Below are 14310 nucleotides of genomic sequence, written 5' to 3'. Positions count from 1 at the left end.
GACGGCGGCGCGTTCGGTGAACCGGGCCCGAGCACGCAACGAGCGACCGACCGCTGACGGAGCCAGGCCGGGGCGCCGTTGCCAGTGGGCGTGGAGACGTCGGGCCTGGTCCCGCAGGACGGTCCGGCTCCGGCCGCTGAGGGGCAGGTACACCGGCTCGGCGGGCTCGGGCTCAGCGGCTGCCGTGGCGTCGTCCGGGAGCCGGTCGCCCTGTTCGAGGATGACGTGGGCGTTGGTGCCGCTGATGCCGAAGGAGGAGACGGCGGCGCGGCGGGGGCGTCCGGTGTCGGGCCAGGCCCGGGAGTCGGTGAGCAGGCGGAGGGCGCCGGAGTCCCACGGGACGTGTGGGGTGGGTTGGTCGATGTGCAGGGACTTGGGCAGTTGCCCGTGCCGCATGGCCTGCACCATCTTGATGATGCCTGCGACGCCCGCCGCGGCTTGGGTGTGGCCGATGTTGGACTTGACCGAGCCGAGCCACAGGGGTTGGCCGGACTCGCGGCCGGTGCCGTAGGCGGCCTGGAGGGCGTGGGCCTCGATGGGGTCGCCGAGGGTGGTGCCGGTGCCGTGGGCCTCGACGGCGNCCGGCCCGCAGCCCGGCGTTGGCCAGCGCGGTGGCGATGACGCGTTGTTGGGAGAGGCCGTTGGGGGCGGTGAGTCCGTTGCTGGCACCGTCCTGGTTGGTCGCGGTGCCGCGGACCACGGCCAGGACGGTGTGGCCGTTGCGGCGGGCGTCGGAGAGCCGTTCCACGACGAGGAGCCCGGCGCCCTCGGCCCAGCCGGTGCCGTCCGCGGCCGCCGCGAAGGGCTTGCACCGGCCGTCGGGGGCGAGGCCGCGCTGGCGGCTGAACTCGACGAACATGCCCGGGGTCGAGAGAACGGTGACGCCGCCCGCGAGGGCCAGGTCGCATTCGCCGGACCGCAGGGACTGGACGGCGAGGTGCAGGGCGACGAGTGAGGAGGAACAGGCGGTGTCCACCGTCACCGCAGGACCCTCGAACCCGAAGGTGTAGGAGATCCGGCCCGAGGCGACGCTCGGGGTGGTGCCGGTGAGGACGTAGCCGTCGAGCCCGTCGGCCGCTTCGTGCATGCGCGGTCCGTAGTCGAGGGCGGTGGTGCCGACGAAGACGCCGGTGCGGCTGGCGTGCAGCGCGGTGACGTCGAGGCCCGCGTGCTCGAAGGCGTCCCAGGCGGCCTCCAGCAGGACCCTCTGCTGCGGGTCCATGGCGAGGGCCTCGCGCGGGGAGATCCCGAAGAACTCGGCGTCGAAGCCGTCGGCGTCGTCCAGGAAGCCGCCTTCGCGGGCGTAGGTGGTGCCGGGATTGTCGGGGTCCTCGTCGTGGAGGGCGTCGAGGTTCCAACCGCGGTCGGTGGGGAACGGGCCGATGGCGTCGCGCTCCTCGTGGACGAGCCGCCACAGCTCCTCGGGCGAGGAGACGGCTCCGGGGTAGCGGCAGCCCATACCGACGATGACGACGGGGTCGTCCTCCTGGCCGTCGGCGTCCGGGTGTGCGGGGCGCCGGGACGTGGCGAGGGCCCCGTCGGGCTCCTCGGTGCCGGTGAGGAGGGTGTGGAGGTGGTCCGCGAGGGCGGTGGGCGTCGGGTGGTCGAAGAGGACGGTGCTCGGGAGGTCGGTCGCGGTCACCCGGGCGAGCCGGTCGCGGAGTTCCACGCTGCCGTAGGAGTCGAGGCCGAGGTCGCGGAAGGTGCGGTCGGCGGTGACCTCGTCCCCCGTGGCGTACCCGAGGACGGCGGCCGTGTGGGTGCGGACGAGGGCGAGGGCGTCCTCGGGGCGCTTCCGTGCCTCCGGGCGGCTGGGGACCCGGGCATCGGCGCCCGCCGTGGGTCCGCTCTCGGGCACCGGGCCCGGAGACGCCCCGGATTCCGCGTCCGTGGCCGGGTCCGCGTCCGCGTCCGTGGCCGGGTCCGCGTCCGGCGCCGTGGTCTCCCGGAGCGGCAGCCAGTGCCGGGTGCGCTGGAAGGGGTAGGTGGGGAGGTCGACGCGCCGGGCGCCGAGGTCCGCGAAGAAGGTGTCCCAGTCGACGGGCTGGCCGTGGGCGTGGAGGGTGCCGAGGGTGGTGAGGAGTGAGCGGGCTTCGGGCTGGCCGCGCCGCAGGGTGGGCGCCTGGACGCCGTGGGGGTGCCGGGCGAGGGTGGTGAGGGTGGCGCCGGGTCCGAGTTCGAGGGTCGAGGGGGTGATGCGCCGCAGGGCGTGCAGCCCGGCGTGGAACCGGACGGTGCCGCGGACGTGCCGGACCCAGTAGTCGGCGTCGGCCCCCGGTTCGCCGGGTGCGAGCAGCTCACCGGTGACGTTGCTGATCAGCGGGAGTTCCGGGGCCCGGTGGACGATGCCTGCGGCGAGCCGCCGGAAGGCGTCGAGCATGCCGTCCATGTGGGCGGAGTGGAAGGCGTGGCTGACGCGGAGGCCGGTGGTCTTGCGGCCCTGTGCGCGGAAGTGCTCGGCGACGGCCCGGACGGCGTCGGCGTCCCCGGAGATCACGGTCTCCAGGGGGCCGTTGAGGGCGGCGACGGCGACCCCGTCCCGCAGCTGTGCCGTGACCTCCTCCTCGGTGGCCTGGACGGCGGTCATCGTGCCGCCGTCGGGCATGCTCTGCATGAGCCGGCCGCGTCCGGCGACGAGGAGCGCGGCGTCGGGGAGGGTGAGCACGCCGGCGCAGTGGGCGGCGCTGAGCTCGCCGACGGAGTGGCCCAGGAGAGCCCGGGGCCGGACGCCCCAGTGGTCGAGCAGGCGGAACTGCGCGGTCTGGATGGCGAAGAGGGCGGGCTGGGCGTACTCGGTGCGGTGCAGAAGCTCTGCTTCCGCGCTGTCCGGCCCGGCGAAGAGGAGGTCGCGCAGGGGGCGTTCGAGGTGGGGGTCGAGCGCGGCGCACACGGTGTCGAGGGCCCGGGCGAAGACGGGGAAGGCGGCGTACAGTTCGCGGCCCATGCCCGGACGCTGGCTGCCCTGCCCGGAGAAGAGGAAGCCCGGATCGGTGGTGGTGCCGGTGGCGTTCGGCCGCGTGACGGCGCGGAGGAGGCCGGGGGTTTCGCGGCCCTCGGCCAGGGCGGCGAGCCCGGCCGTCAGGGTGTCGTGGCCGTCGGCGAGGAGGACGGCGCGGTGCTCGAAGGCCGAACGGGTGGTGGCCAGGGAGGCGGCGAGGTCGAGGGTGTCGGGGCGCGGGTCGGCGGCGTCCAGGTGGGCGCGGAGCCGGGTGGCCTGGGCGCGCAGGGCGTCCTCGTCGCGGGCGGACACGAGCACGGGGAGCACGCGTGCCCCGGCCCCCTCCTCCTCGCCCGCCCGGCGCCCGTCCGCGGGGCCCTCGCCCACGACGACGTGGCAGTTGGCGCCGCCCATGCCGAAGGAGGACACCCCGGCGACGAGCGGCTGGTCGGGGCGGGGCCAGGGCGCGGTGGTGGTCTGGACGGTGAGTCCGAGCTCGCCCAGGGGGATACCGGGGGCGGGGCGGCGGAAGTTGAGGCTGGGCACGAGCTGCCGGTGGCGCAGGCACAGCAGGGCCTTGACGAGCCCGACGACGCCCGCGGCTCCCTCCAGATGACCGATGTTGGTCTTGACGGAGCCGACGGCCAGTGGCCCGGCGTCGGCGGGGCGTGCGGAGCCCAGGGCGGCGCCGAGGGCCGCCGCCTCGACGGGGTCGCCGACGGGCGTCCCGGTGCCGTGGAGTTCGACGTACTGGATGTCCTCCGCGGCGACTCCGGCGTCCGCGCAGGCGCCGCGAATGACCGCCTCCTGGGCTGCGGCGTGCGGTGCGGTGAGCGTCGGACCGGTGCCGGAGCCCTGGGCGCTGCCGAGGATGACGCCGTGGACGCGGTCGCCGTCGGCGAGGGCGTCGGTCAGCCGCTTGAGGACGACGACGCCTCCGCCCTCGCCGCGCACGTAACCGTCCGCGTCCGCGTCGAAGGTGCGGCAGCGGCCGCCGGGGGAGAGGGCGCCGAAGAGTTCGGCGGCGGTGAAGCCCTCGGGCAGCAGGTTGAGGTGGACGCCGCCGGCGAGGGCGAGTCGGGAGGCGCCGTCGAGCAGGCTGCGCACCGCGAGGTGGACGGCGACGAGCGAGGAGGACTGCGCGGTGTCGACGGTCAGGCTGGGCCCGGCCAGGCCGAGCAGGTACGAGAGCCGGTTGGCGATGACGGCACGGCTGAGCCCGGTGGTGGTGTGCGGGGTGGCGTCGCCCAGGGCGTGCTGGAGCTTGGCGTAGTCGTCGGCCATCGAGCCGACGAACACGCCGGTGCCGCTGCCGCGGAGCCGCTCGGGGCGGACCCCGGCGTCCTCCAGGGCCTCCCAGGCCAGCTCCAGGACGAGGCGCTGCTGTGGGTCGGTGGCCGCGGCCTCGCGGGGGGACATGCCGAAGAAGGCGGCGTCGAAGCCGTCGACGGCGTCGAGGAACTTGCCGCGTTGCCCGGTGCCGAGGCCGCGCCCGGCGGGCGCCTCGGTGACGGCTTCGGCTCCGTCGCGCAGCAGCCGCCAGAACGCGTCCCGGTCCGTCGCTCCGGGGACGCGGCAGGCGAGGCCCACCACCGCGATGCGCTTGTCCGTGCTGCTGCTGGCTGGCATGTCGGTCATCAGCCCTTCGACTTCCCGACCACCGGTCCCGTTCGGGCAGGCCGGTGATCTCTGTGACCCGGCAGGTGTCGTGCGGTGCCACGGGCCCGGCGTCGGGGTGGTGCGGGGCCCGTGGGCGATGCTCGGACGAGGTGTGCGTGGGGAGGGGGCGACAGCTGGGGGTTCGGGAGGTCAGCCGCGCGGCGCGATCCGGACGGGGAGTTCCCGCAGGCCGCGCATGATGATGTACGGGGACCGGGCGGGCTCGGGGGTCTCCAGCGTCAGGTCCAGCTCGGCCAGCGCCGAGATGGCGACCTGCGCGGTGAGCCGCGCCATGGGTGCCCCGACGCAGAAGTGTGCCCCGAGGCCGAAGCCGAGGTTGCGTTCCGTGCGGCGGGACAGCAGCAGCCGGTCCGGCTCGTCGTGGACGCCCGGGTCCCGGCCGGCGGCGCCGATCATCAGCATGAGCTGCTCGCCCGCGGCGATGGGCTGGCCCGCCAGCTCGACGTCCTCCAGGGCGGTGCGCGAGATCATCTGCACCGGCGGGTCGTAGCGCAGCAGCTCCTCCACGGCGCCGCCGACGCCGTCCGGGTTGGCCCGCAGCCAGGCGAGCTGTTCGGGGTTGCGCAGCAGGGCCAGGACGCCGTTCCCGATGAGGTTGACGGTCGTCGCGTAGCCGGCGGACAGCAGCAGGGTGAAGGTGACGATCAGTTCGTGCTCGGTGAGGCGCTCGCCGTCCTCCTCGGCCGCGACGAGCTCGCTGATGAGGTCCTCGGCGGGGTGCGCGCGGCGCTCGGCGGCCAGCTGGGTGAAGTACTCGCCCAGTTCGGCGCGGGCGGCGTCCCGTCGGGCCACCTCGTCGGGGGCGAGGAAGAAGCTCGGGTCGAGGCCGTGCGCGATGTCGGCGGACAGTCGGCGGAAGCGCTCGTGGTGCTCGGCGGGCACGCCCAGCAGTTCGCCGAGCAGGATGGCCGGCAGGGGGTGGGCGACGGCGGACATCAGGTCGACCGGGCCGTCGCCCTTGGCGGCCTCCAGCAGCTCGGCGACCAGTTCGCGGGCGCGCCCGCGCAGGGTGTCCACGCGGCGGGCGGCGAAGGCGCTGCCGACGAGGGACCGGATGCGGGTGTGGTCCGGCGGGTCCATGAAGATGAACGGCCGCACGACCGTGCCGTCGGGGGCCTGGCTGAAGTGCTCGGCGACGGTGGCGCCGTCGCCCCAGCCGAACCGGGCGTCCCGGAGTACGGCGGCGCACTCCGCGTGCCCGGCGAGCACGACGAGCCCCATGGGTGTGCGGACCACGGGCCCGCGCTCGCGGACCTCGCGGTAGACCGGGTAGGGGTCCGCGTGGAACCCCGGGTCGAACGGATCGAAGGGCAGCAGCTCTCTGAAGAAGCCCGGGTCGATCTCAGGCGTTGTCATGGTGATCCCCCGCTCTCGAAACTGTGTTGCGGGACCCGCCGTCAGGCGAGTTCCACGGGCATCCGCAGCGTCACGGTGTGCTTGTTGCTCGGGGCCCACTCGACGGGCCCGGTGATCCTGATCTCCCGCACCCGCTCCAGCAGCGCTTCCAGCAGCAGCCGGATCTCGAGGCGGGCGAGCTGCTCGCCCAGGCAGGAGTGTGTGCCGTGGCCGAACGCCAGGTGGGGATTGGGCGAGCGGCGGATGTCGAACGTCGTCGGTTCGGCGAAGACGGACGCGTCCCGGTTGGCCGAGGCCCACCAGAACGTGACCTTCTCGCCCGCCCTGATCTCGGTGCCCCGGAAGACGGTGTCCCGGGTCGCGGTGCGCCGGTTGTACGGCGTGGGGGAGGACCAGCGCAGCATCTCCTCGATGGCGCCGGGCAGCAGCGACCGGTCCGCGCGCAGCGCCTCCCACTGCTCGGGGTGCTCGGCCAGCGCGAGGACGCCCGCCGCCATGGTGTTGCGGGCGGGTTCGCTCCCGGCGAGGAGCAGCAGGTTGAAGAACGCCTCCCGCTCGTACTCGGTGAGCGGGGTGTCGCCGGGGATGTCCTCCCGCGCCATGACGGACATGAGGTCGTCGGTGGTGTGCGGCTCGGCCCGCTTCCGGGCGATGAGCGACTGCCCGTACTCGTAGATGGCGTACTGCACCTTGGCCGAGTTCTCGTTGACCTTGCCGGAGGCGCGGTCGTCGAAGCCGGAGACGGCCTGCCCCCACTCGATGAGCTGGGGCAGATCGGCCTCGGGGACGCCGAGCACGCGGGCGATGCACTCGATGGCGTACGGCGCCGAGACGTCGGGCTGGAAGTCGGCGGACCCCTTGCGGACGGCCTGTTCCACGTACCGCTCGGCGACGGCGCGGAGTTCGGGCAGCCGCGTCTCGACGGCCCGCCGGGCCACGGGCGGGCTGACGAGCGTCTTGATCAGCTCGTGCCGGGGGTCGTCGATCATGTTGATGAGGACCCCGGCGTGCACGCCGGTCTTGAGATCGTCGATGTGGGTGCCGCCGCCCTCCCGGCCGCCCCCGCCCTGGGAGGAGAACACCGGGTCCTCGGCCGCCTCCTTCAGGTCGGCGTAGCCGCTGAGGACCCAGAAGCCCTCCCCGTCGGCCGTCCGGCCCGGCGGGTGCCACAGCACCGGGGCCTCGGCGCGGAGCCGGGCGAAGACCTCGTGCGGGAAGCCCTTCGCGAACTCCGCCTGATCCGTCAGATCGAAGCCGCCCAGAACCGTCGGCAGCCCAGCCTGCTCCGTCACCCTGCATCCCCCTCGCGGCATGGCCGGCGTGCATTGCTTGGAAGCAAGCTATCCATCTGTGTTCGGCTTCACAAGCGTCGTTCCGCTGCCGTCGTGACGCCAACTGGCCAGTAACCACTGGAAGTTCCCCGCGTCCCGAAAGGAGGTGCGGGGAACCGCGCGACCGGTCACAGCGCACCGTCGGCCCGCGACGCGCGCGCAGGGGGCACCCCGTACCCGGGGCGCGCCCGGTGCCGGAGGCGCAGGGCCGCGCCTGCCGGCCCTGCGCCTCCGGCGCAGACGCCCCAAGCGTGCGCCGCGGCTCAGCCGGCGGCGGCGTCCAGCGCGGCGACGTCGATCTTCTTCATGCCCAGCATCGCCGTCATGGCGCGGGCCGCGCGGGCCGGGTCCGGGTCGCGCACCAGCTCGTCCAGCCGCTTGGGGATGATCTGCCAGGACAGTCCGAACCGGTCCTTGAGCCAGCCGCACGGGCCCTCCTCGCCGCCCTCGGAGAGCCGGGACCAGTAGTAGTCGACCTCCTCCTGGTCGGCGCACTCGACGAGCAGCGAGAGCGCCTCGTTGAAGGTGACCTCGGGGCCGCCGTTGAGAGCGGTGAAGCGCTGGCCGTCGAGCTCGAAGTCGACGGTCATCACGGTGCCGGCGGGCCGCGGACCGGCCTCGTTGTAGTGGCTGACGGTGTGGATCTTGGAGTTGGGGAAGACCGAGCAGTAGAACTCGGCGGCCTCCTCGCCCTGGGTGTCGAACCACAGGTTGGGGGTGATGGCGGGCATGACGTGCTCCTTCGCGTGTCCGGGCCGAACCGTGCGCGGGCCCGCCGGGGGCCTGCACCGAGTACCGACGGCCCGCACCCGTGAAACTCATCGCCGCGGCGCCCCCGCGCGCGTTTGGGAGGTCTGCGCGGAGGCGCGGGGCTGGCAAGCACAGCCCCCGGCGCCGGGTGCGCCCGGGCTCGGGGTGCCCCCTCCTGCCCGTCGCGGGCCGTCGGCGCGTGTGGCTGGTCGCGCAGTTCCCCGCGCCCCTGCGGGGCCCGGCCTTGTGCGGGCACGCACAAGCGGGAGCCCCGAGCCCCGGGACCGGGGCGCGAGCGGGGCTTGAGCGCAGCGCTTTAGCACTCGACCCTGTCCATTGCGAATTTGCATGTCTAGTGCATCTTTTGCTAGTCGAACCCCTTTCGATCAGCGGCGAAGGGTGGAAAAATCACGTGCAGTGACCGTTCGCGGGCTTCGCGTATGAAGATCCTCTCTTCGCGCATCGCACGGACGGGCCACAGGTGTTGAAGATCACAAAGTCGGTCCTGTACCCCGTGTCGCATGTCACAGAGCCCGGGGCATAGGATGCACCCGACTCGGGCTTGTGAACTGCCTCACAATTGCACGACCTCTGCAACCTCCTGGGGCGGGGAGCCGGCTCGCAGCGGACCCCAGCTAGTCATCGGCGACTGGAAGGAGCGAGGTGCGGTGAACGCCTACGTGCCCATCCTCGTGCTCGGAGCCCTAGGCGCGGCCTTCGCGGTGTTCTCCGTGGTGATGGCCTCGATCATCGGTCCGAAGCGCTACAACCGCGCCAAGCTCGAGGCGTACGAGTGCGGCATCGAGCCCACTCCGATGCCGGTCAGCGGCGGACGCTTCCCGGTGAAGTACTACATCACCGCGATGCTCTTCATCGTCTTCGACGTGGAGATCGTCTTCCTCTACCCCTGGGCCGTCCACTTCGACGCCCTGGGGATGTTCGGCCTCGTCCAGATGCTGGTCTTCGTCGGCCTCATCGGCGTCGCCTACGCCTACGACTGGCGCCGGGGTGGTCTGGAGTGGGACTGACCGGCGGATTCCGCGGCCCGGCGGACAAGGGATAGGGGAGCGACATGGGAATCGAGGAGAAGCTGCCGAGCGGCTTCCTGCTGACCACCGTCGAGAAGGCCGCGGGCCTGGCGCGCAAGTCCTCGGTGTTTCCGGCGACGTTCGGGCTGGCCTGCTGCGCCTTCGAGATGATGACGACGGGCGCCGGCCGGTACGACCTGGCCCGCTTCGGCATGGAGGTCTTCCGCGGTTCGCCGCGCCAGGCGGACCTGATGATCGTGGCCGGGCGGGTGAGCCAGAAGATGGCGCCGGTGCTGCGGCAGGTCTACGACCAGATGCCGAACCCCAAGTGGGTCATCTCCATGGGCGTGTGCGCCTCGTCGGGCGGCATGTTCAACAACTACGCGATCGTGCAGGGCGTCGACCACGTCGTGCCCGTGGACATCTACCTGCCCGGCTGTCCGCCGCGGCCCGAGATGCTCCTGGACGCCATCCTCAAGCTGCACGAGAAGATCCGGGACGAGAAGCTCGGCGTCAACCGCGAGCAGGCGGCCCGGGAGGCGGAGGAGGCGGCCCTCAAGGCGCTCCCGACGATCGAGATGAAGGGGCTCCTGCGGTGACGGACGACAAGGGCCGCGAGAAGGACCACAGCCGGCGGGACGCCGACGACGCGGCGCCCGAGGCGGCCAACGGCACCTCACTGCCGGCGGCCCGGAACGGCGCGGGCGAGACCATCGCCGTCCGCCGCGGCATGTTCGGCGCGAACAACGGCGGCGACACCTCGGGCTACGGCGGCCTCGTGCGGACCGTGCGGCTGCCCGGTGCCTCCAGCCGCCCCTACGGCTCCTACTTCGACGAGGTGGCCGACGAACTCGAGGGCGCGCTCGACGAGCAGGGGCTCGTGCCCGAGAACGTGATCGCCAAGACGGTCGTGGACCGCGGCGAGATCACGTTCCACATCGAGCGCGCGTACCTGAGGGAGGTCTGCCGCATCCTGCGGGACGACCCGGCGCTGCGCTTCGAGCAGTGCTCCGGCGTGAGCGGGGTGCACTACCCCGGCGACACGGGGCGCGAGCTGCACGCGGTGTACCACCTGCGCTCGCTCACCCACGGCAACCGGCTGATCCGGCTGGAGGTCGCCGTCCCGGAGAGCGACCCGCACGTGCCGTCCGTCGTCGAGGTCTACCCGACGAACGACTGGCACGAGCGTGAGACCTACGACTTCTTCGGCATCGTCTTCGACGGCCATCCCGCCCTCACGCGGATCATGATGCCGGACGACTGGCAGGGCCACCCCCAGCGCAAGGACTACCCGCTCGGTGGCATTCCCGTCGAGTACAAGGGCGCCCAGATCCCGGCGCCGGACCAGCGGAGGTCGTACAGCTAATGAGCAGCATTCCGCAGGCCACACAGATGGGAGGTGCGAACCGGTGAGCGAGGTCAGCCTGGGCATGCCGCAGTTGCCCGCCCCCGACTACCCCGCCGACGTGCGGGCCCGGCTCGCCGCCGACGCCGGGGAGATCATCGGCCGCTACCCGGACAGCCGCAGCGCGCTGCTGCCGCTGCTGCACCTGGTGCAGTCCGAGGAAGGCCATGTGACGCCGACCGGCATGCGGTTCTGCGCCGAGCAGCTCGGCCTGACGACCGCCGAGGTCACCGCCGTCGCGACCTTCTACTCCATGTACCGGCGCAGGCCGAGCGGCGACTACCAGGTCGGCGTGTGCACCAACACCCTGTGCGCGGTGCTCGGCGGCGACGCGATCTTCGCCGCCCTCCAGGACCACCTGGGCGTCGGCAACGGGGAGACGACGGAGGACGGCGCCGTCACGCTGGAACACATCGAGTGCAACGCCGCCTGCGACTTCGCCCCCGTGGTGATGGTCAACTGGGAGTTCTTCGACAACCAGACGGTCGAATCCGCCAAGGAGCTCGTCGACGACCTGCGGTCCGGGCGCGAGGTGCGGCCCACGCGCGGTGCGCCGCTGTGCACCTTCAAGCAGACGGCGCGCATCCTGGCCGGCTTCCCCGACGAGCGCCCCGGCGCCACCGAGGCCACCGGCGGCGCGGGCCCCGCCTCGCTGGCCGGGCTCCGGCTGGCCAAGGGCGAGGCGCCCACCGGCCGCGTGGTCGGCCCGCGCGCCGAGACGCCGCCGACCCGCTCGACCCCCGGCCCGCTCGGCGGCCACCCCAGCTCCCACGACGCGCCGCAGCAGACGGCCGCCTCCGACCCGGCCAACCCCGCCGGGCCCGTCGAGGAGGACCGCGGGAAGGACCAGCGCGAGGAGGACGGGCGATGACGACGACCGAATCCGCCGAGAAGCTGCTCTCCCCGGTCCTGTCGGCCTTCTGGGACGCCCCGGAGTCCTGGACGCTGGACACCTACCGGCGGCACGACGGGTACCAGGGCCTGCGCAAGGCCCTGGCCATGGACCCGGACGACCTGATCGCCTACGTCAAGGACGCGGGCCTGCGCGGCCGGGGCGGCGCGGGCTTCCCGACGGGCATGAAGTGGCAGTTCATCCCCCAGGGCGACGACAAGCCGCACTACCTCGTCGTCAACGCCGACGAGTCGGAGCCGGGCACCTGCAAGGACATCCCGCTCCTCTACGCGAACCCGCACGTCCTCATCGAGGGCATCGTCATCGCCTGCCACGCGATCCGCTCCGGGCACGCGTTCATCTACCTGCGCGGCGAGGTCGTCCCCGTGCTGCGGCGGCTGCACGCCGCCGTGGCCGAGGCGTACGCCGCCGGGTACCTCGGCAAGGACGCGCTCGGGCCCGGCAAGGACCTCGAACTCACCGTGCACGCGGGCGCGGGAGCCTACATCTGCGGTGAGGAGACGGCCCTGCTCGACTCCCTGGAAGGGCGCCGCGGCCAGCCCCGGCTGCGCCCGCCCTTCCCGGCCGTCGCGGGCCTGTACGCCTGCCCCACCGTGGTGAACAACGTCGAGTCCATCGCCTCGGTTCCCGCGATCCTGGCCAGGGGCAAGGACTGGTTCCGCTCGATGGGCAGCGAGAAGTCCCCGGGCTTCACGCTCTACTCCCTGTCCGGCCACGTCGCGAACCCCGGCCAGTACGAGGCGCCGCTGGGCATCACCCTGCGCCAGCTCCTCGACCTCAGCGGCGGGATGCGCCCGGGCCACCGGCTGAAGTTCTGGACGCCGGGCGGCTCCTCGACACCGCTGCTGACCGACGAGCACCTGGACGTGCCGCTCGACTACGAGGGCGTCGGCGCCGCCGGTTCCATGCTCGGTACCAAGGCGCTCCAGTGCTTCGACGAGACGACGTGCGTCGTGCGCGCCGTCACCCGCTGGACCGAGTTCTACGCCCACGAGTCCTGCGGCAAGTGCACGCCCTGCCGCGAGGGCACGTACTGGCTCGTCCAGCTCATGCGGGACATCGAGGCGGGCAAGGCCACGATGGCCGATCTCGACAAGATCCACGACATCGCCGACAACATCAACGGCAAGTCCTTCTGCGCACTCGGCGACGGCGCGGCCAGCCCGATCTTCTCCTCGCTGAAGTTCTTCCGCGAGGAGTACGAGCAGCACGTCACCGGACGCGGCTGCCCCTTCGACCCGGCCAGGTCCACGGTGTGGGCCGACGACGCGGGCCGGGACGACAGCGACGCACACCTGGAGGTGAACGCGTGACCGTGACCACCGACGCCAAGACCTCCGGGGGCGGCGAGGCCGAGCGCCCGCCGGAGGACCTGGTGAGCCTGACGATCGACGGCGCCGAGATCAGCGTGCCGAAGGGCACCCTGGTCATCCGGGCCGCCGAGCTCCTGGGCATCGAGATCCCGCGCTTCTGCGACCACCCCCTCCTCGACCCGGCGGGCGCCTGCCGCCAGTGCATCGTCGAGGTGGAGGGCCAGCGCAAGCCGATGGCCTCGTGCACCATCACCTGCACCGACGGCATGGTCGTCAGGACGCAGCTCACCTCGCCCGTCGCGGAGAAGGCGCAGCGCGGCGTGATGGAGCTGCTGCTCATCAACCACCCGCTGGACTGCCCGGTCTGCGACAAGGGCGGCGAGTGCCCGCTGCAGAACCAGGCCATGTCCACCGGCAGCGCCGAGAGTCGCTTCGAGGGGCGCAAGCGCACCTTCGAGAAGCCGGTGCCGATCTCCACCCAGGTGCTGCTGGACCGGGAGCGCTGTGTGCTGTGCGCGCGCTGCACCCGCTTCTCCAACCAGATCGCCGGGGACTCGATGATCGAGCTGCTGGAGCGCGGCGCGCTCCAGCAGGTCGGCACCGGTCAGGACGAGCCGTTCCAGTCCTACTTCTCCGGCAACACCATCCAGATCTGCCCGGTGGGCGCGCTGACCTCGGCGGCCTACCGCTTCCGCTCCCGCCCCTTCGACCTGGTCTCCTCGCCGAGCGTGTGCGAGCACTGCGCGGGCGGCTGCGCGACCCGCACCGACCACCGGCGCGGCAAGGTCATGCGCCGCCTCGCGCAGGACGACCCGGAGGTCAACGAGGAGTGGATGTGTGACAAGGGCCGCTTCGCGTTCCGCTACGCGCAGCGCCCCGACCGGCTCGCCACCCCGTTGGTCCGCGACGCGGAGAGCGGTGAGCTGGAGCCGACGAGCTGGCCGCACGCCCTTCAGGTGGCGGCCGAGGGCCTGGCCGGGGCGAAGGGCCGCACCGGCGTGCTGACCGGCGGCCGGCTCACCGTCGAGGACGCCTACGCCTACGCCAAGTTCGCCCGGGTCGCCCTCGGCACGAACGACGTGGACTTCCGCGCCCGCGTCCACAGCGCCGAGGAGGCCGAGTTCCTGGCCGCCCGGGTCGCCGGACGCGGCGTCGACATGGACTCGGGCGGCGTGACGTACCGGGCGCTGGAGGCGGCACCGGCCGTGCTGCTGGTCGGCCTGGAGGCGGAGGAGGAGGCGCCCGGCGTCTTCCTGCGGCTGCGCAAGGCGAACCGGAAGTCGGGCCAGCGCACCTTCGCCGTCGCCTCGCACGCCACCCGGGGCCTGACGAAGGCGGGCGGCACGCTGCTGCCCGCCGCGCCCGGCACCGAGCCGGAGTGGCTGGACGCCCTCGCGGGCGGGGTCGGGCTGGACTCGACGGGTGAGCAGGCGGCCGAGGCGCTGCGCGCCGAGGGCGCCGTCATCCTCGTGGGCGAGCGGCTGGCCGGGGTGCCGGGCGCGCTGACGGCCGCGGTGCGGGCGGCCACGGCGACCGGGGCCCGGCTGGTGTGGATGCCGCGCCGCGCGGGCGAGCGCGGGGCGGTCGAGGCCGGGG

9 protein-coding genes and 1 pseudogene are annotated in these 14310 nt (G+C 73.1%); 6 read left to right on the top strand and 4 right to left on the bottom strand.

Going from position 1 to position 14310, the window contains the following annotated elements:
* The 4 genes and pseudogenes from HPT28_RS25725 to HPT28_RS25710 all read right to left on the bottom strand — a co-directional run.
* A pseudogene (locus HPT28_RS25725) lies at window positions 1–4576 on the bottom strand (beta-ketoacyl synthase N-terminal-like domain-containing protein); the annotation flags it as partial.
* Between the two features lie 171 nt (window positions 4577–4747).
* The gene (locus HPT28_RS25720) at window positions 4748–5974 is read right to left on the bottom strand and encodes a cytochrome P450 (protein ID WP_219094255.1); all 1227 of its coding nucleotides are present in this window, start codon (window positions 5972–5974) and stop codon (window positions 4748–4750) included.
* A gap of 41 nt (window positions 5975–6015) precedes the next feature.
* Window positions 6016–7266, bottom strand: a complete 1251-nt coding sequence (locus tag HPT28_RS25715) for a cytochrome P450 (protein WP_308119527.1) — start codon at window positions 7264–7266, stop codon at window positions 6016–6018.
* Between the two features lie 302 nt (window positions 7267–7568).
* The gene (locus HPT28_RS25710) at window positions 7569–8036 is read right to left on the bottom strand and encodes a VOC family protein (RefSeq protein WP_219094251.1); all 468 of its coding nucleotides are present in this window, start codon (window positions 8034–8036) and stop codon (window positions 7569–7571) included.
* 687 nt (window positions 8037–8723) lie between these two features.
* On the opposite strand from HPT28_RS25710, the gene HPT28_RS25705 reads away from it, so the two are divergent.
* From HPT28_RS25705 to HPT28_RS25680, 6 genes are all read left to right on the top strand, one after another.
* Window positions 8724–9083: an NADH-quinone oxidoreductase subunit A gene (locus HPT28_RS25705; RefSeq protein WP_219094250.1), complete on the top strand. Its 360-nt coding sequence runs from the start codon at window positions 8724–8726 to the stop codon at window positions 9081–9083.
* A gap of 44 nt (window positions 9084–9127) precedes the next feature.
* A complete protein-coding gene (locus tag HPT28_RS25700) occupies window positions 9128–9682 on the top strand; it encodes an NADH-quinone oxidoreductase subunit B family protein (protein WP_219094248.1) in 555 nt (184 codons plus the stop codon).
* Window positions 9679–10449, top strand: a complete 771-nt coding sequence (locus HPT28_RS25695; protein ID WP_219094246.1) for an NADH-quinone oxidoreductase subunit C — start codon at window positions 9679–9681, stop codon at window positions 10447–10449. Before HPT28_RS25700 ends, HPT28_RS25695 begins: the two co-directional genes overlap by 4 nt.
* Window positions 10450–10513: 64 nt before the next feature.
* Window positions 10514–11359, top strand: coding sequence for an NADH-quinone oxidoreductase subunit NuoE (nuoE, locus tag HPT28_RS25690; RefSeq protein ID WP_219094257.1), 846 nt, complete (start codon window positions 10514–10516; stop codon window positions 11357–11359).
* Window positions 11356–12714 (top strand): NADH-quinone oxidoreductase subunit NuoF, encoded by a 1359-nt coding sequence (gene nuoF, locus HPT28_RS25685; RefSeq protein WP_219094244.1) that lies wholly within the window; start codon window positions 11356–11358, stop codon window positions 12712–12714. The genes nuoE and nuoF overlap by 4 nt, the downstream gene beginning before the upstream one ends.
* A partial coding sequence (locus HPT28_RS25680; protein ID WP_219094242.1) for an NADH-quinone oxidoreductase subunit G occupies window positions 12711–14310 on the top strand: 1600 nt, incomplete at its 3' end. The genes nuoF and HPT28_RS25680, both read left to right, overlap by 4 nt.

Source organism: Streptomyces sp. JJ38 (assembly GCF_019303475.1).
GTDB lineage: Bacteria > Actinomycetota > Actinomycetes > Streptomycetales > Streptomycetaceae > Streptomyces.
This window is presented reverse-complemented; position numbering and strand designations above follow the sequence as displayed.